General features: G+C 57.3%; 19 protein-coding genes. 12 read left to right on the plus strand and 7 right to left on the minus strand.

Annotation, left to right across the window (positions count from 1 at the left end; genetic code table 11):
* Positions 1 to 3: 3 nt before the first annotated feature.
* Together GOX21_RS14875 and GOX21_RS14880 are read right to left on the minus strand one after the other, a co-directional pair.
* Positions 4 to 669 (minus strand): flagellar hook capping FlgD N-terminal domain-containing protein, encoded by a 666-nt coding sequence (locus GOX21_RS14875; protein ID WP_170378234.1) that lies wholly within the window; start codon positions 667 to 669, stop codon positions 4 to 6.
* 2 nt (positions 670 to 671) lie between these two features.
* Positions 672 to 1,901: a flagellar hook-length control protein FliK gene (locus GOX21_RS14880; protein WP_170378236.1), complete on the minus strand. Its 1,230-nt coding sequence runs from the start codon at positions 1,899 to 1,901 to the stop codon at positions 672 to 674.
* Between the two features lie 111 nt (positions 1,902 to 2,012).
* Here GOX21_RS14880 and GOX21_RS14885 point away from each other — a divergent pair, with 111 nt between their 5' ends.
* From GOX21_RS14885 to GOX21_RS14910, 6 genes are all read left to right on the plus strand, one after another.
* Positions 2,013 to 2,294, plus strand: coding sequence for a rod-binding protein (locus GOX21_RS14885; protein ID WP_170378238.1), 282 nt, complete (start codon positions 2,013 to 2,015; stop codon positions 2,292 to 2,294).
* Positions 2,278 to 2,637: a flagellar biosynthesis protein FlgN gene (locus GOX21_RS14890; RefSeq protein WP_170362376.1), complete on the plus strand. Its 360-nt coding sequence runs from the start codon at positions 2,278 to 2,280 to the stop codon at positions 2,635 to 2,637. The genes GOX21_RS14885 and GOX21_RS14890 overlap by 17 nt, the downstream gene beginning before the upstream one ends.
* Positions 2,638 to 2,846: 209 nt before the next feature.
* Positions 2,847 to 4,094 carry a flagellin gene (locus tag GOX21_RS14895; RefSeq protein ID WP_170351083.1) on the plus strand — a complete coding sequence of 416 codons (1,248 nt, stop codon included), beginning with the start codon at positions 2,847 to 2,849 and terminating at the stop codon, positions 4,092 to 4,094.
* 77 nt (positions 4,095 to 4,171) lie between these two features.
* Positions 4,172 to 4,543 carry a flagellar biosynthesis regulator FlaF gene (gene flaF, locus GOX21_RS14900; RefSeq protein ID WP_170378240.1) on the plus strand — a complete coding sequence of 124 codons (372 nt, stop codon included), beginning with the start codon at positions 4,172 to 4,174 and terminating at the stop codon, positions 4,541 to 4,543.
* A complete protein-coding gene (gene flbT / locus GOX21_RS14905) occupies positions 4,543 to 4,944 on the plus strand; it encodes a flagellar biosynthesis repressor FlbT (RefSeq protein ID WP_170362374.1) in 402 nt (133 codons plus the stop codon). The genes flaF and flbT overlap by 1 nt, the downstream gene beginning before the upstream one ends.
* A complete protein-coding gene (locus GOX21_RS14910) occupies positions 4,941 to 5,732 on the plus strand; it encodes a DUF1217 domain-containing protein (protein ID WP_170378242.1) in 792 nt (263 codons plus the stop codon). The genes flbT and GOX21_RS14910 overlap by 4 nt, the downstream gene beginning before the upstream one ends.
* 32 nt (positions 5,733 to 5,764) lie before the next feature.
* Here the strand turns inward: GOX21_RS14910 and GOX21_RS14915 are convergent, their stop codons facing one another.
* From GOX21_RS14915 to GOX21_RS14925, 3 genes are all read right to left on the minus strand, one after another.
* Positions 5,765 to 7,336: a DUF427 domain-containing protein gene (locus tag GOX21_RS14915; protein WP_170378244.1), complete on the minus strand. Its 1,572-nt coding sequence runs from the start codon at positions 7,334 to 7,336 to the stop codon at positions 5,765 to 5,767.
* A gap of 106 nt (positions 7,337 to 7,442) precedes the next feature.
* Positions 7,443 to 8,144: a winged helix-turn-helix domain-containing protein gene (locus GOX21_RS14920; RefSeq protein ID WP_170351079.1), complete on the minus strand. Its 702-nt coding sequence runs from the start codon at positions 8,142 to 8,144 to the stop codon at positions 7,443 to 7,445.
* A complete protein-coding gene (locus GOX21_RS14925) occupies positions 8,116 to 8,403 on the minus strand; it encodes a hypothetical protein (RefSeq protein ID WP_170351078.1) in 288 nt (95 codons plus the stop codon). Before GOX21_RS14925 ends, GOX21_RS14920 begins: the two co-directional genes overlap by 29 nt.
* Positions 8,404 to 8,579: 176 nt before the next feature.
* Here GOX21_RS14925 and GOX21_RS14930 point away from each other — a divergent pair, with 176 nt between their 5' ends.
* From GOX21_RS14930 to GOX21_RS14945, 4 genes are all read left to right on the plus strand, one after another.
* The gene (locus tag GOX21_RS14930; protein WP_170362371.1) at positions 8,580 to 9,068 is read left to right on the plus strand and encodes a hypothetical protein; all 489 of its coding nucleotides are present in this window, start codon (positions 8,580 to 8,582) and stop codon (positions 9,066 to 9,068) included.
* A 110-nt stretch (positions 9,069 to 9,178) separates the two neighbouring features.
* Positions 9,179 to 9,796, plus strand: coding sequence for a ribonuclease HII (locus GOX21_RS14935; protein WP_170378247.1), 618 nt, complete (start codon positions 9,179 to 9,181; stop codon positions 9,794 to 9,796).
* A gap of 108 nt (positions 9,797 to 9,904) precedes the next feature.
* Entirely contained in the window at positions 9,905 to 11,005 is a 1,101-nt protein-coding gene (locus GOX21_RS14940) for a site-specific DNA-methyltransferase (protein ID WP_170362369.1), read from the plus strand.
* Between the two features lie 143 nt (positions 11,006 to 11,148).
* The gene (locus tag GOX21_RS14945) at positions 11,149 to 12,537 is read left to right on the plus strand and encodes an adenylate/guanylate cyclase domain-containing protein (RefSeq protein WP_170378249.1); all 1,389 of its coding nucleotides are present in this window, start codon (positions 11,149 to 11,151) and stop codon (positions 12,535 to 12,537) included.
* Positions 12,538 to 12,615: 78 nt separating this feature from the next.
* Here the strand turns inward: GOX21_RS14945 and GOX21_RS14950 are convergent, their stop codons facing one another.
* Both GOX21_RS14950 and mutY read right to left on the minus strand, forming a co-directional pair.
* On the minus strand, positions 12,616 to 13,752 hold the full coding sequence (locus GOX21_RS14950) for an alkane 1-monooxygenase (protein WP_170378251.1): 1,137 nt from the start codon (positions 13,750 to 13,752) through the stop codon (positions 12,616 to 12,618).
* A gap of 59 nt (positions 13,753 to 13,811) precedes the next feature.
* Positions 13,812 to 14,867: an A/G-specific adenine glycosylase gene (mutY, locus tag GOX21_RS14955; RefSeq protein WP_170378253.1), complete on the minus strand. Its 1,056-nt coding sequence runs from the start codon at positions 14,865 to 14,867 to the stop codon at positions 13,812 to 13,814.
* A gap of 81 nt (positions 14,868 to 14,948) precedes the next feature.
* Here mutY and GOX21_RS14960 point away from each other — a divergent pair, with 81 nt between their 5' ends.
* Together GOX21_RS14960 and GOX21_RS14965 are read left to right on the plus strand one after the other, a co-directional pair.
* Positions 14,949 to 15,455 (plus strand): DUF721 domain-containing protein, encoded by a 507-nt coding sequence (locus GOX21_RS14960; protein ID WP_170351071.1) that lies wholly within the window; start codon positions 14,949 to 14,951, stop codon positions 15,453 to 15,455.
* A 14-nt stretch (positions 15,456 to 15,469) separates the two neighbouring features.
* Entirely contained in the window at positions 15,470 to 16,126 is a 657-nt protein-coding gene (locus tag GOX21_RS14965) for a DsbA family protein (RefSeq protein WP_170378256.1), read from the plus strand.
* Positions 16,127 to 16,142: the final 16 nt, after the last annotated feature.

Genomic DNA, 16,142 nt, shown 5'->3' on the forward strand with positions numbered 1-16,142 from the left:
AGATCAAGTTCCGGTTCGGACCCCGGTCACCATCCCCGCCGGAACCACTTGCCCGCTTTCCAGCGTCAGCACGACAGCATCCTCGCCAACCTGTGCCTCGACCACCTGACTGTAGGTTGAGACAGGCTGGACCGAAAGCAACTGTTCCCCGTCATAGCTTTCCAGCGTGGCTGAATAGCTGCCGGTCGGCAAAGGGTTGCCATCGCTTGTTGTCCCGGCCCAGTCAAATTCGGTCTCGGTCACCGGTACGGAAATCCTTTCGATCTCGGTGCCGTCACTGTCCCGGATCACCATCATCGCACTGTCTGCCGCCGGTTCAGCCTGCGCGGACAGGGTCACAGGCTCGCCATCAAAGTGGAACGCTGCGGTGGTCTGGACATCCATACCGACCCAATTGGCAAGATCCTCCAGCTTTATACCGCCCAGAGACAGCGCCAGTTCGGACAAAAGCTCGTTGCTCTGAACTTGTTGTTCAACCATCGAAAATTGCGCCAATTGCGAGGCGTACTCGGTCGAATCCATCGGCTCCAACGGGTCCTGATTTTGCGCCTGGGTTGTCATCAGCAACAGGAAAGTGTCGAAATCCGACGCGATCGAGGTTGCCTGTGACTGAGATGCTGATTGGGCCTGGGTATTGGCTTGCGTCGTCGATTGGGTTGGGGTGATCATGCTCAAAGCCTCATGTCGATCCGGCCGTCGGGGCCTAGTTTCGGAATGGCGGGACCTGCCTCGGTGACAGGCTCGTCCTGCGTTTCCGCAAGCCGGGTGCCGTCGCCCGAGTCAGACCTATCCTGCTGTGCGTCTGCAGAGGTGCCCAGATCAAAGGACAGGTCGCCCAGCCCAAAGTTCTGGAATTCGGCCTCCAGCACCGAGATGTGACGGCGCATCATATCCAGTGTTTCCGGCCGTTCCGCCGAGATTGTTACGTGCAGACCATCCTCGCGACCATTAAAGACTATCGAAACGCGTCCCAGTTCTTCGGGGTTTAACGCGACCTCGATTGTGCCTTGCTGTCCACGGGTCGAAACAATGGTTGCCATTTGATTGGCAACCGCGCGTGCCGTTTCAGCGCGCGCCGTCGATGTCATGGTCTGTGTTAATGGTGCCGAATCTCGGGCAGAGGACAATGCCGGGGTCTCTCTGGTGGTCGATATCTCTTCGATTTCGGGAAAGGTCTGAAGCTCGGTCTGCGTGTTGGTTTGATCCGTGGCCAAAAGCTGCATTTGTACAAGTGTTGGCGCCCGATCAGGCACCACCGCTTGCGATCGCGCCACCTGTGGCGTCGCGGGGACACTTGGTCCGCCCAGGTCGGGTCGGATGATGGGCGAATGATCCAACCTCTCTTTCGGGAGCATGTTCGGTGTTACAAACCCGGCGGGAAAGCTTGGCGGATTGGTGGCCGCCTGGGGCGTTCTTCTTGGCGAAACTGTACCGAAAAGCATGGCTTGAACGGCTGGAGATACCGCACTCCGAGCAGGGCCCGCCGCGGGTTGCAACCTGTCGGCTTTTTGAGGGGGCGGGTGCGTCTCGTCTACCGTTTCAGTCTCCGCCTCAATAGTTGATGACGTCATGGTTGGTTTTTCAGCCAACGTCTTGGCAACCGGAGCCGGAAAAACTTCCGGCACAGCCGCATGCAATTCGGCAGGCGGCTGATCCTCGGGGGTATCGGAAACATCCGGAATTTCAACGTTTGCTGCGATGTCGTCCACCTCTGACACCGTGTCTGGGTCCTGAACCAAAAGGTCGGTGAGATCGGGCTCGGCTGACTGCGGATCGGCCTCTTGATCCATGACCATTTGAAAGGACGCGGCCCCTTTGGACGCACGAGGTTCTTGCGGTGTTGAATCGGGTTTCGCGGCGGTGCCCGACGAAGACAACAGTGCTGAAAGTGGGTTGGGCATTTTGCTCCGACTCCGTTTGTGTGAACGGAAATCTGCCCGCAGGAGGTTACGTTTATTTTAACTGCTTTCGCCTTTGATCAAGAAAGTTCGATGCAAATTTCGGAGAAAGTGATGAAGATTTCCACAACCCTTCCTACTGCTCAGCCCCTCACCACGGTCGAGAAATTGCAGGCTGCGGCGGTCGAGTTGGAGGCCGCGTTTCTGGCGGAAATGCTCAAATCTTCTGGGTTGGGCAAGGCCAGCGAATCTTTTGGCGGCGGTGCGGGCGAAGATCAGTTTTCGTCCTTCCTCGTGCAACATCAGGCGCGCGCGATGGCCGCATCCGGCGGCATTGGCCTGTCCGAAATTTTGTTCCAGTCCATGATGGAGAAAACTGATGCCAACCAATTCTGAAACCGACCTGATCCGATCCCTTGAGGAAGTGCTGGATCTTGAGCGATCCGCGCTTGTCGACGGGGATCTGGACCGGCTGAGCCATATGGCACCGGAAAAGGAAAAGCTGATCGGCGCGATCAATGAATTGCAGGTTTTGGACAGCGCCGAATTGATTCGCCTGCAGCAGAAAGTCGAACGGAACCAGGCGCTTTTGAACAGTGCCGCCGAAGGGATTCGGGCCGTTGCCAGCCGTATGGCCGAATTGCGGCGCGTTCGGCAGGAGTTCAGCACCTACGGAGCGGACGGGCAGCGCAACGGATACGCCGTGCGTCGCAATGCGAAACTGGAAAAACGGGCATAGGAGCGGGTTTGATTCAAATCCGAATTTTCTCAGTGAGGGGCTTTAGCATTCCGTTAGGGGATCAGGGGCAAAGGTGGCCGGGCATCTGAAACAACAGGTGGCGCGAACAGCCCGACGGCGGATCGCATTGATCAGAAAGACGTCAAAGCCCGCATGTGGTGCGGGGTAAGCATGGGCGCAAAGGGCCCGAACGGAAAAGGAAGAAAGCTATGTCCAGCATTCTGACAAACAACGGCGCAATGGTGGCGCTGCAAACCCTGAAATCGGTCAACAAGAATCTGGAGATGACCCAGAACGCGATCTCGACCGGTAAGGACGTCGCAACTGCCAAGGACAACTCGGCCGTCTGGGCAATCTCCAAAGTCATGGAGTCGGACGTCAAGGGCTTCAACGCGATCAAAGACAGTCTCGCGCTGGGTGAATCGACCGTTGCGGTGGCGCGGAACGCGTCGGAAACCGTGACCGATCTGTTGACGCAGATGAAAGAGAAAATCGTCGCCGCGCAGGAGGACAACGTTGACCGCGGCAAGATCAACGATGATGTGACCGCTCTGCGGGATCAGATTGCGTCGGTTGTTGGTGCGGCACAGTTCAACGGGCTTAACCTTGTGGACGGCTCGGCCGGTACTGCTTCGATCTTGTCCTCACTTGATCGGGATAGCACTGGTGCAGTGAATTCGTCGTCGATTTCGGTTGCAAGTCAGGACCTGTCCATTGGCGGTTATACTGCCAAAGGCGTACTTGCAGGTTCGGGAGGCGCGACCACTGACAATGATGTTGCAGGCTTTACCATGGATAAAGCCGGCGGGTCAGGTGACATTGTGATCGACAGCTCGACTGACAACTTTGAAGTCGGTGATAGTGTCTCGATCCGAGTCGGTGATCAGGATGTGTCGTACACCATTCAAGCCAGCGATCTGGATCCCTCTGGAACCTATGACGATGCATATACAGATGCTCTTGTTGCTGTTGGCCTCAAGAACCAGGTTGATGCGCTGGGCATCACAGGTGTCGCAGTCGACTATGACTCGGGATCGCCGAACACCCTGTCCTTTACTACAGGTACGGCAACGGCTGGTGCGGATGCGGATCAGGACATTACCGTGTCGGCTCAATTCACTAATGCTGGTTCCGGTGGGCTTGGCGCACTCAGCTCGATTGACGTTTCGACAGATGCAGGCGCGGCAGCCGCGCTGGGCACCATAGAAACACTGATCGACACGTCGATTGATGCAGCGGCAGCCTTTGGTTCGGCGCAGGGCCGTATCGAAACACAGCAGGATTTCGTTTCCAAACTGACCGACTCGTTCAAGTCCGGCATCGGTTCGATGGTTGACGCCGATATGGAAGAGACCTCGGCTCGTCTGCAAGCTCTTCAGGTTCAGCAGCAGCTGGCCACTCAATCGCTGTCGATTGCCAATCAGGCGCCGCAGTCGATCCTGTCGCTGTTCCGTTAATTTTCGGAACCTGGTCGGGGCGCCCAGACGCGCCCCGACTCTGATCGCCAAAAGACGGCCTATTGGAAGGATTTCAAGTGACACCGCAAACTCTTGCACAACGTGCCTACGCGCAGACCGCCCCGACCCGCACCCCGCGCGATACCGAGTACGAGGCGATTTCGAAGATCACGCATCGGCTCAAGGTTGCGGCGGCCCGACGCAAAACCGATTTCGGAGGGTTCGTTCACGCGCTACACGAAAATCGTCGCTTGTGGACCGTTCTGGCAGCTGGCGTGTCCGACTCGGACAACGCGCTGCCCAATGAATTGCGCGCGCGAATCTTCTATCTGGCAGAATTCACCGAGCAACACAGCAGTCAGGTTCTGGGCAATAAGGCGACCGTTGAGCCGCTGCTTGAGATCAATATGGCCGTCCTGCGCGGCCTGCGTCAGATGGGTGCTACCTGATGGGGGGGCTGGTTCTGAAACTGGCACCGAAAGAGAGGGTGCTGATAAACGGCGTGGTTGTCGAAAACGGAGATCGCCGCAGCCGCTTTTCAATCATGACGCCGGACGCAAATGTCCTGCGCCTGCGGGATGCCATTCATCCGGATGAGGTGACTACCCCGGTGCGGCGGGTGTGTTATGCCGCCCAGCTTGTCTTGTCCGGCGATATGGAGCCTGAGCGGGCGCGGCAACAGCTTTTGCGGCGGGTTGAAGAGTTGAGCCAGGTCTTCACCGATGCCGACAGTCGTCGTGTTCTGTCCGAAGCTACTGAGGCTTTACTGGCCGAACAGTATTACAAATGCCTGAAATCCCTGCGGGCGCTGTTGCCGCGTGAAGAACGGTTGATGGCGTATCAGCAATGACATTCCGGCCTGTCATCCCCTCTGATGGTATTGTCGGCTGGCGTTTTTTGCAGCGTACCTATGATACGCAGCTCGAAAGCTTTTCGGCCTCGCCAGTCAATGAACGAGAGACAAAGTACTTTCTGAGCAATATCGGCAAGGTACAGACGGCTGAGGAATTGGTTTCGGATAGGCGGTTGCTGCAAGTGGCGCTGGGCGCCTTCGGGCTAGAGGATGACATCAACAATCGCTATTTCATCCAGAAAATTCTGTCCGATGGGACAAGCGCCGAGGATGCATTGTCCAACCGTCTGGCCGATAAGCGGTATCGGGAGTTTTCCGAAGCCTTCGGCCTAGGTCCGGGCGAGGTGCGCAGAACGGGTTTGACCACCTTTATGGAAGCAATTGCGCAGGACAATGTCGTGTCTCGGTTCGAAATCGCTGTGGGTGAGAGCGATGAGACGATGCGCATATCGCTTTATACGCAACATACCTTGGCGGATCTGGCCGCGCAGGACAGCAATTCGGACACTAAGTGGTTCGACCTGATGGGGCAACCGCCGCTGCGAAGCATGATGGAGACGGCGCTGGGGCTGCCATCAAGTTTCGCGCAGTTGGACATCGACAGGCAGCTTGAGGTTTTCAAGGATAGATTGTCGGGCCTGACTGGATCAGACGATCTGGCCCAATTTACCGACGAGGCGTCGGTGGCCCGGCTGACAGACCAATATCTTGCACGCAGCCAGATTGCACAGCTGCAAAACACGATTTCCCCTGCTCAAACGGCGCTGATTTTGCTGGGGGCGTAACCTGGGCGCGACACAGATAACTATTCGAAAATTCAGGCGTTCAACACGGCATCCGCCGAAGTTCTGAGTGCAAATGCGGTCACTGGCTGGGACACATTGTGCAGCTTGACCTCGCCCAATGACAAAGCATCCGCGCATGCAGGCTGAATATCGGCCGAGACGACAATGCGCTGACCGATCGTTTTGCTGTATTCCCCCAACCGGGCCGCGACATTTGCGGCCTGTCCGATGACTGTGAAATCCAGCCGTTCGCGCGATCCGACATTGCCATATGTGACCCGACCATAGGCAACCCCGATCGAGCAATCGCAATGAACGTCTGAGCCAGATTGGCGCAACTCACCAAGTTTTTCGACAATTTCAACGGCTGAGCGTTGCGCGTTTCGGCGCGCGACCATGGAATCTTCACCCTCGGGAAAGACTGCCAGAACAGCGTCACCGATGAACTTCAATACTTCGCCGCCATTGTTATGCACGATATCGGACACGGTTTCGAAAAAGTCGTTCAGCACGTTGATATAGGCGGTACGGCCAAGCTGCTCTTCCAGGCTGGTCGAATTGCGCAGGTCGCAGAACATAATGGCCGCATCAATCTCATCCCCGTCGCCGCGCCGGATTTCACCGCCCAGCACCCGCGCGCCCGAGCGTTTGCCGACATAAGTCTCAAGCAACACCTGTGCGTTCTCGCGCTGCATGAAAACTTCGTAAAAGCGGGCAATGACAGATGAGCACTCGAACACCAACCCGAGGTTTTCTGTTGTAAACCCATCAGGATGATCGCAGGTCAGGGTCAGGACATTTGTCCGCCCGTCCGAGAACGGCAATGGCATGGCGACGTAATCGGTGGCACCCTTGGCCCGCAGGTCCTCCATAATCGGGAAGCTGTTTTGGGGGTTTTCGTCGTTCAACCGCTGGCGCACACCGCCCAGCCCGTTCGAGACGTGACGCAGGGGGCTGTTGATATAGGCCGGGTGATCGTGGATTTCATACGTGGGCACGTTAGTAGAAATCTCGGCCTTACCTTTTTCCCAGATATAATGCTTGCCTGCGATCAGCGGATGCAGAGACCAGGCCAGAATGCTGAGCCGTTGAATGGCGATGCCGTGTTCCAACATCTTTTCGGCCAACGCCTTGGTGAAGGCTTCCGGCGTGCTGAGGTTGGATGCACCACGCATCAGCCAATCAATCAGAGGGCCGCTGATATTGCCATCCTCGGTATCTCGCAGTTGGTTTTCGCCCAAGTCGACCCGTGTATAGGTCGATGGCATAAACCCGACATAGCCCTGAATGGCGGCGCTTTCAGGCAGTGCTTCTTCATAGGCCCAGACTGAGTTGGTCAGCCGTTGCCCATTCAGAATGACATCGTGATAGGTCGCCGTTCCCTTGAATGGGCAAAACGTCTGCAACTCGGTTTCTGCACCAAGATCGACACAGACATCTGCGCGCGGGACGTAAATTGTGGCCGGCAGCCGCGTTTCATACATGACTTTCGCGTCGGTGCTTTCGGCCAACAGGGTGTCATCCCGATAGATCGCGATCCGACCTTTCAGCGATTCGACCGATATCCCATAGCCTTTGGTCGGCGGTGTGGTATGGACGTTCATCATCAGTTTCCCTGACCCGCTTGGTAATAGGATGGGCCTTTGGGGCAAGCATTCCAAGGGGGATAACTGGCATTTTATCACACATACCTTGTGGGATGCGGCAAAGTCAGACCATCTGAATCACATCTTTTTCGATCGACAGCATATAGCCTTTTTTGGCGATATTCTTGACCAGCAACTCACTGACCATCTGATTGCCCAAGGCATCGCGCAGCCGTTTGATCCGTGTGGCACCTGCGGCCTCGTCACAATCGGCGGTGTCTTTGCCCGAAATCATCGACTCGATCTGGACGCCGGACAGGACCTCGTCGTCCAGCCGGGATTCGGCCAGCACCGACAAGGTCTCCATTGCCGCGGGGGTCAGTTTGAAATCCATGTTGTTCAGATAGACGGTATTTTCCTCGCGGCTGATCAACAGCGAGGTGACCTGAATGCCGGTGCGTTCGATCTGTGCCATTCGCCGGTTCAACAACACCAGCATTACCAGAAACACCAGCGCCGTTACCAACATAGCAGTGGCAAAAACCAGCAACACGAAAATCACCATTCGGTAGCTGGACAGTGTATCGGCAAAAGCGGTGCCCGATTGCGCCAATATCTCAAGCAAGCGGATTTCAGTTTGCGAGGTTAGATCGCTTTCGATGAACAATCGTTCGACCCGGGCGTTGAATGCGTTCGCATCGGGCAGGGTCCAGAATAAAAAGATGGCCGCTGTTACCAGAATCACCACGATCGCCGCGATGCCCGCGCCGACCAGTCTGACACCAGATCGGCGGGCCTCAGTAACGGAGATAGAATTTTCCGGCATTGACCTTCCTTTTATCCAACCCTTCCGGCCCGAACACGGACATGACGTTCAGCAGGGTCCAGCCCGACCCCTTGAGGCGTTGGGCGACTTCTTTTTTAGCCTGCCCTTTACCGCAAGCCGATACCTGCATGACGCCATAATGCAGGCGCAGTGGATTGTCCTGCTTGGCCTTGTAGTCGGCATAGCAATCGGCCGCCGAAGCGGTGGTGCCAAGCGATATCAGGGCCAACAGGGCCAGAGAAGAGAGGATCTGTTTCATAGGCCGCATCCTGCGCATGTGTTGGCACGATATTCAATAACCTAAGGGGTTTCGCGGGCCTGATATCGGATAACACCGGCCCGTTATTGCCTGTCTGAACGAGGCGCGGCCAGTGTCGGGTCATCAGCACACGGCCCGCCACCGGGTCACCTCAAGACTACTGAAGGACAAGCACCATGCATAAGAAATTCATTGCCCTGATCGTGGCCTCGGCAGTTGCCATCACCGGTATTTCCGCGTCTCAGGCGCGGGCCGCGGATGTCGAGGATATTCTTGGCGGGCTTGCAGCCATTGCGCTGATTGGCGCCGCTGTGAAGCATTTCGACGACAAGAGCAAAAAGAACAACGTGACGCACAACTACAATCACATATATAAGGCGCCCCAGAAACACGTACACACCCGGCCAAAGCACCGGCCACATCACGTACGCCCGCTGCCTCCGCGTGTTGCGCGTTACAGCCTGCCGCAACGATGCTTGCGCACGTTCAAAGGGTATTCGCCCAATCAACGACTGTTGGGGCAGACCTGTCTGGGCAAGCATTACAAATACAGCAATAGCCTGCCTAACCAGTGCAAGGTCAGGTTCTGGAATGGCAAAAAGGTCAAGCGGGCATACCACCCCGGTTGTCTGCGCCAGAAAGGATACCGCGTTAGTTACAAGTAACGGTTTTCGAGCAGGAGCGGCGCCACAGAAGCGCTGTGCGGGGGAGGGCGGCGCAAGCTGCTCTCTCCTTTTTTCTTGCGGTGGGTGGCAAAACGCGGTTTTCCGGGGGTATGACGACTCCGGATTATGAAATTGAGAATGCCGCAGCGGCGCGTGGATTTCTGCGGATCGCAGGTGTCGACGAGGTTGGGCGCGGACCGCTGGCCGGACCGGTGGTAGCCGCAGCCGTGGTTCTGAACCCCAGTGATATTCCTGACGGGCTGAACGATTCCAAAAAGCTGACGGCGAAACGGCGCGCCGCGTTAGAGGCAGCCCTGCGTGAGAAGGCCGAGATCGCAATTGCCGAGGCGTCAGTGGCCGAGATTGACGAACACAATATCTTGCGGGCCTCACATCTGGCGATGGAGCGCGCGGTGGCAGCGCTGGACCCGCCGCCTGATTACCTGCTGATCGATGGGAACATGATTCCACGAGGCCTGACGATCCCCGCGAGGGCGGTGGTCAAAGGCGATGCGCATTCTGTGTCGATTGCGGCGGCTTCGATCGTCGCCAAAAACTGGCGCGATCAACTGATGGTGGATTTGGCGCAACAGCATCCGGGCTACGGATGGGAGACAAACGCCGGTTATCCGTCGAAACAACACAAGGACGCGCTGCAAAATCTTGGTGTGACCCCACACCATAGACGTTCCTTCAAGCCGGTACACAATATCTTGTATCAAGAGTAAATCGTAAGTCGCTGATTCAAAAAAGAAATTGACGGCGAATCGACTTTGACTCATCCTTGTCTCAACCAAATGAGCGCAAAAGCGCCGTGGATACTTGAGGCAGTACAAATGACAACAACCACTAAAAAGGGCGCAAAAGCGCTCCCTTTAAACACGATTCTATCCGGGGACTGCATCGATGTGATGAACAGTCTGCCCGAGGCGTCGGTGGACCTGATTTTTGCGGATCCGCCCTATAATCTTCAGTTGAAGGGTCAATTGCACCGCCCCGATAACAGCCAGGTAGATGCGGTTGACGATCATTGGGATCAATTCTCCAGCTTTGCCGTTTATGACCAATTCACCCGCGAATGGCTGAAGGCAGCGCGTCGTCTGCTTAAGCCAAATGGCGCGATCTGGGTGATTGGATCTTACCACAATATCTTCCGTGTGGGTTCGGCCCTGCAGGACGCGGGCTATTGGATTCTAAACGACGTCGTGTGGCGCAAATCCAATCCGATGCCGAACTTCCGCGGCAAACGCTTTACCAACGCGCATGAGACGATGATCTGGGCGTCGAAACGCGAAGGGGCAAAGTACACGTTCAACTATGAAGCCCTAAAGGCGCTGAACGAGGGCGTTCAGATGCGCAGTGACTGGGTGCTGCCGATCTGCACCGGGCACGAGCGCCTGAAGGATGAAAACGGCGACAAGGCGCATCCGACGCAGAAACCGGAATCGCTGTTGCACCGTGTGCTGATCGGCTCGACCAATCCGGGCGACGTGATCCTTGATCCGTTCTTCGGTACCGGAACCACAGGTGCAGTTGCCAAGATGCTGGGCCGCGAATTCATCGGCATCGAGCGCGAGGAAAGCTATCGCAAGGTCGCTGAAAAGCGCATCTCGAAGGTCCGTAAGTTCGACCGTGAGGCGCTGGAGGTCAGCGCCAGCAAACGTGCCGAGCCGCGCGTGCCCTTCGGCCAACTGGTTGAACGTGGGATGCTGCGCCCGGGTGAAGAACTGTATTCCATGAACCAGCGCCACAAGGCCAAAGTCCGTGCCGACGGCACGCTGGTGGGCAACAACGTCAAGGGCTCGATCCATCAAGTGGGGGCGCAGCTGGAAAACGCGCCGTCCTGTAACGGCTGGACCTACTGGTGCTTTAAACGCGACGGCAAAACGGTGCCGATTGACGTGTTGCGTCAGCAGATCCGGGCCGAGATGAACTGATTTTACCAACACCGCCGGTGCCTGTGGCCTGACACAAGGCACTAAGCCTTGCCCCGCCGATCTCGGCGGGGTCTTTTGTTTTTCAACATCTGGTTTCGAAACGGGCCTTCTGTATCCTGCGGTGCAGTGAAGGAGCTTGTGCAATGTCGGAAACCACAGCCAGCGAGTCCCGCTTTGACCGGTTCTTTGTGACCCGCCCGGACAATTTCGATCTGGAAAACAAATATACCGAAGCCGCGATGGAACGACACAAGCGCGAGGGGCTTGAACTTGCGGTCCGCGCTCGCTGGATCGCGATGGCGCTGACTGGTGTGCTGCTGATCTACCTGAATCCGCAATGGGAAGTGCTGTGGTATCACTTCATCTTGCTGCTGATCTGCGCCAACGGCTGGTTTATCCGGCGCGCGGGGCGTGTGGGGCAATCGCGGACCGAGCTGCTTTTGATCTTTGTGGACCTGCTGATCATGACACTGGGGATGATTGTGCCCAACCCGTTCAGCGACGATGTCCGACCGTTGGCGATGCAGTACCGGTTCGACAATTTCCAGTATTTTTTCATCATTCTGGCGGCCGGTACGTTGGCCTATTCCTGGCGCACGGTGATTGCGATCGGATCATGGACGGCAGGGGTCTGGACAGCAGGATGGATCATCGCCTGGTGGGTTGCAACCCCGATGCCCGGTCTCAGCGAGCGTGTGGCTGAGGCATTGGCTGGCTATCCCGATGTGGCAGAATTGCTGGACCCCAACAGCTTTATGCCAGCGCAGCGTATTCAACAGGTGATCGTGTTCATGATGGTGGCGGTGACATTGGGCGTGTCGATGCGGCGGCTCAATCGGTTGCTGATGTCGAATGCGGGGTTGGAGCGCGAAAGGGCAAACCTGTCGCGGTATTTCTCACCGAACGTGGTGGATGAGCTGAGCCAGAATGATGAGCCGCTGAAGCAGGTGCGCAAAGAGCAAATTGCCGTCCTGTTCATCGATATCGTCGGGTTCACCAGATATGCCGCGGGGCGCGACCCATATGATGTGATTGAAGCCCTGCGCGGCTTTCACGCCCGGATGGAGGCCGAAGTGTTCCGCCATCACGGAACGCTGGACAAATACCTGGGTGACGGGTTGATGGCCACGTTTGGGACGCCGGTGCCGACACCGCAGGATGCGAGTAATGCAGTGGCCTGCGCGCGTGGGATGATCGATGTGATTGACCGTTGGAACGTGGAACGCCGCCGTACGGGCGAGCCTGAGATACGTGTGGGGATCGGGGTCCATTTCGGCGCGGTCGTTCTGGGGGATATCGGCGCCAACCGTTTGGAATTTGCGGTGATAGGGGATGCGGTGAATGTGGCCGCGAAGCTTGAGGCGCAGACTCGCGAGTTTCAGGCAAAAGTCATCATGAGCGACGCAGTTCGGAGCCGTTTGGAGGAAGAAGGCCGCAACGTATCCGAGCTGATGGCGGGGTTTGCGAAACACGAAAATCGTGCGGTCCGGGGGGTGGAGGCCCCGATGGATGTATGGGTGATGACCGGGTGAGGGCTCCCGCCGATCAACCATGCATCGAAGATGCAAGGCGGATCGTTGGGCCGGGCAGCACGCTGACGCGTGCTGCGGTCAGGCACGTGGCAGCGGGTTTTGCAATTTGTTATAGGGCGTCCAGTCCGTAACTTCGGGATAGTATTGGCGCCGCCAAGCGCGGACGCGCGGGTTCATGATGCGACGCCACAGCGGTGGGATCATCGCGGCGACCGTCATCACCGGATAGCCATAGGGCAATTGCGGGGCGGCGTCCTCAGGGTGGTGTTGCAACAGTGGAAAGCGGCGGTTGGGTTTATAGTGGTGGTCCGAGTGGCGCTGCAAATTGATGAGCAGCCAGTTCGACGCTTTCTGTGACGCATTCCATGAGTGGCGTGGTTGGACATGCTCATACTTGCCTGCGCCCAGATGTTTGCGCGTCAGGCCATAATGTTCGACGTAATTAACCAATTCTAGCTGCCAGATGGCGACGCCCGCTTGGATCAGGAACAGTGCGAGCCCCGAGAGACCTCCGATCACGAAGGCCAATACCAGCATTGCACCTTGTAATGCCCAGTAGCGCCAGAACGGGTTGGAGAGGTCGCTCCACGGGCGGTCTTTACGGGCCAGTTTTTCGCGTTCAGCCTGCATGGCCGAGAACAGGCATTGTTTCAGCACCCGCGGATAAAACCGATGAAACCCCTCGTTATAGCGTGCAGTCACCGGGTCGCGGGGCGTACCGACATAGCGGTGATGCACCAGCAGATGTTCAGAGCGGAAATGTGAATACAGCACCATCGCCAGAAGGATATCGCCCAACCAGCGTTCGACTCGGCCTTTTTGGTGCATCAACTCGTGGCTGTAGTTGATGCCGATCGTGCCCGAGATTACTCCCATTCCGAAGAACAGCCCAATCTTAGCTGAACTTGACAGGTGGTCGGTATGCGTGGCGTGCCAGATCAGCCCGTAAAGGGTCAGGAATTGTACCGGAACCCAAGCTTTTGTCAGCAGGATATACCAGTGCAACACCGAGTCGGGGGTATCGGGGTTGGCATTGGTCAGATCCAGCCCGGTGAGCCGGTCGAGCAACGCAAAGGCCCACCATGTGGAAAGTGGCACCAGCAAGACCCACCAACCGCCAGCCATTGCGGTGAACCAGATCAGCGGGATCAGCAGGAATGAGATCCAGAACGGCAGGGCTGATTGCCAACGGGGTAAGGTATCTGTTGCGGTCATTGGGTGGCTCCGGATGACTGCGCGCACATTAGCCACAGTCCGGTAGGACAGACAATGGGTTACCGGTTGCGCCAGAGGTCATATGCTTTGCGCATCACGGTCGGCAGGTCGCTGGGGCGGAAAGTGTGTTTTTCCAAAACGATCAGATCATCGAGCGTCGTTTCCGTCGGCAACGTAGCTGTCCAGACACACAGGATCAGGTGAAAATGGGTGAAGGTGTGGCGCACCTCACCTGCCAAAGCTTGCCAGTCAGCGGAAAAGGGGGGGGAGTCTGCTGGCGCATCTGACCAAACTGACCCCGGCCAGCCCAGCATGCCGCCCAGCAACCCTTTGTCGGGGCGCCGCTCCAGCAGCAGGGCTCCATCCGTACGCTGAGCGATATAGACATGGCCATACCGCGTGGGTTTCGGCTTTTTCGGTGTCTTGCGCGGCAGGTCGGGCTGGGTTCCGGCCGCACGGGCCTGACAAGGGTCGCGCAGGGGGCAGATGCCACAGGCCGGAGACTTCGGGGTACAGATCGTGGCCCCCAGATCCATCACGGCCTGTGCATAATCTCCGGGTCGCAGGTCGGGCGTTAGCGCAGCGGCTTTTTCTTTCAACAGGGGTTTCGAGCCCGGCAGAGGGTCGTGAATGTCATACAGACGCGCCATGACCCGTTCGACATTGCCATCCAGAACCGTCTCGGGCTGGTCAAAAGCGATGGCCGAGATAGCGGCGGCCGTATAGGGGCCGATGCCGGGCAGTTTCAGCAGGGCGTCATAGGTATCAGGAAAAACGCCGCCATGTTCATTGGCCACCGCGCGTGCGCATTTCAGCAGGTTGCGGGCACGGGCGTAATAGCCCAGCCCGGCCCATTCGCCCATGACCTGATCGTCCGGTGCGGCCGCCAGCGTCTGAACCGTAGGCCAGCGCGCGGTGAATCGCATAAAATAATCTCGGACAGCGGCCACGGTGGTCTGTTGCAACATCACTTCGGACAACCAGACCCGGTAGGGGTCCGGTATCATGCCCGCCGCCCGGTCGGTTGGTCTAACACGCCACGGCATTGTGCGAGCGTGGCGGTCGTACCAAGCCAGTAACGCACCGCTCAGGTCATGTTGAATACTGTCACGCAAGTTTTATCTATCTCTCTGTCGGGTTTCGCTGGCGTCCGATATCATGCCCTTTACAATAGCGGCGCAGGAGTTGGAAACCAGATGCAGCGCAGACGTTCTTCGACCCGCGGGTTCAAACGCACCGCGACATTGCTGAACGGCCAGATTAGGCGCGCCGGGGAAAGCCGGGGCTTTGCCGTTTCGCGTCTGCTGACCCATTGGGCCGAGATCGTGGGCCAAGATATGGCCGCCATCGCGCGACCGGTGAATGTGGGCTATGGCAAGGGCGGGATCGGCGCGACGCTGACGGTGCTGACCACTGGTCCGCAGGCTCCGATGCTTGAAATGCAAAAGGAACAGCTGCGCGGCAAGGTGAATGCTGTTTATGGCTATAACGCCATCAGCCGGGTGCGTATCACCCAGACCGCGCCGACAGGATTTGCCGAGGGGCAGGCCAGCTTCGATCACAAACCGAAAGCGGCGAAACCCAAAATCGATCCCGAAATCGTGGCCGAGGCGGACCGGACTGCGCGCGACGTCAATGACGGTGATCTGCGCGCGGCCCTTGAACGTCTGGGCCGCAACGTATTATCCAAGCAAAAACGCTGAGAAAGGGCTGAGAAATGAGCCGTATTGCAACCGGAATCTGCGCGGCCGTCGCTATTGCCGCTGGCGGCTATTGGCTGTCGAATTCCTCTACTTCGTATCCGATGATTGGCAGTGCCGAGGCGCAAGAGGCCGATATTGACACCTCGACCATCGTCGAGATGGTGCAGGGGGCCGAAGATGCGCCGGTCGAGATCATCGAATATGCATCCTATACCTGCCCGCATTGCGCCAACTTCCATACGGGGGCGTATAAGCAACTGAAGAAGGATTTCATCGACACCGGTAAGGTTAAGTTCATCTACCGCGAGGTGTATTTCGACAAATATGGCCTGTGGGCTTCGATGGTCGCGCGTTGTGACGGCCCCGATAAGTTCTTTGGCATTTCCGACCTGATCTATGAAGGTCAGTCCGAATGGACCCGCGCAGGTGGTCCAGCTGAAATCGTGGACGAGTTGCGCAAGATCGGGCGTCTGGCTGGTATTGACAATGACCAGCTTGAAGCCTGCCTGCAGGACGGCACCCGCGCGCAAACACTGGTGGCCTGGTATCAGGAAAACGCCGAACGTGACGGTGTTCAATCCACGCCTTCGTTCGTTGTGAATGGCAAGAAGGTCGACAACCAATCTTATGCCGATTTCAAGAAGCTGATCGAAGAAGAACTGGGCAGCTGATTGCCTGTTGCGACCG

The organism is Ruegeria atlantica, from assembly GCF_013032005.1.
Taxonomy (GTDB): Bacteria; Pseudomonadota; Alphaproteobacteria; order Rhodobacterales; family Rhodobacteraceae; genus Ruegeria; species Ruegeria atlantica_A.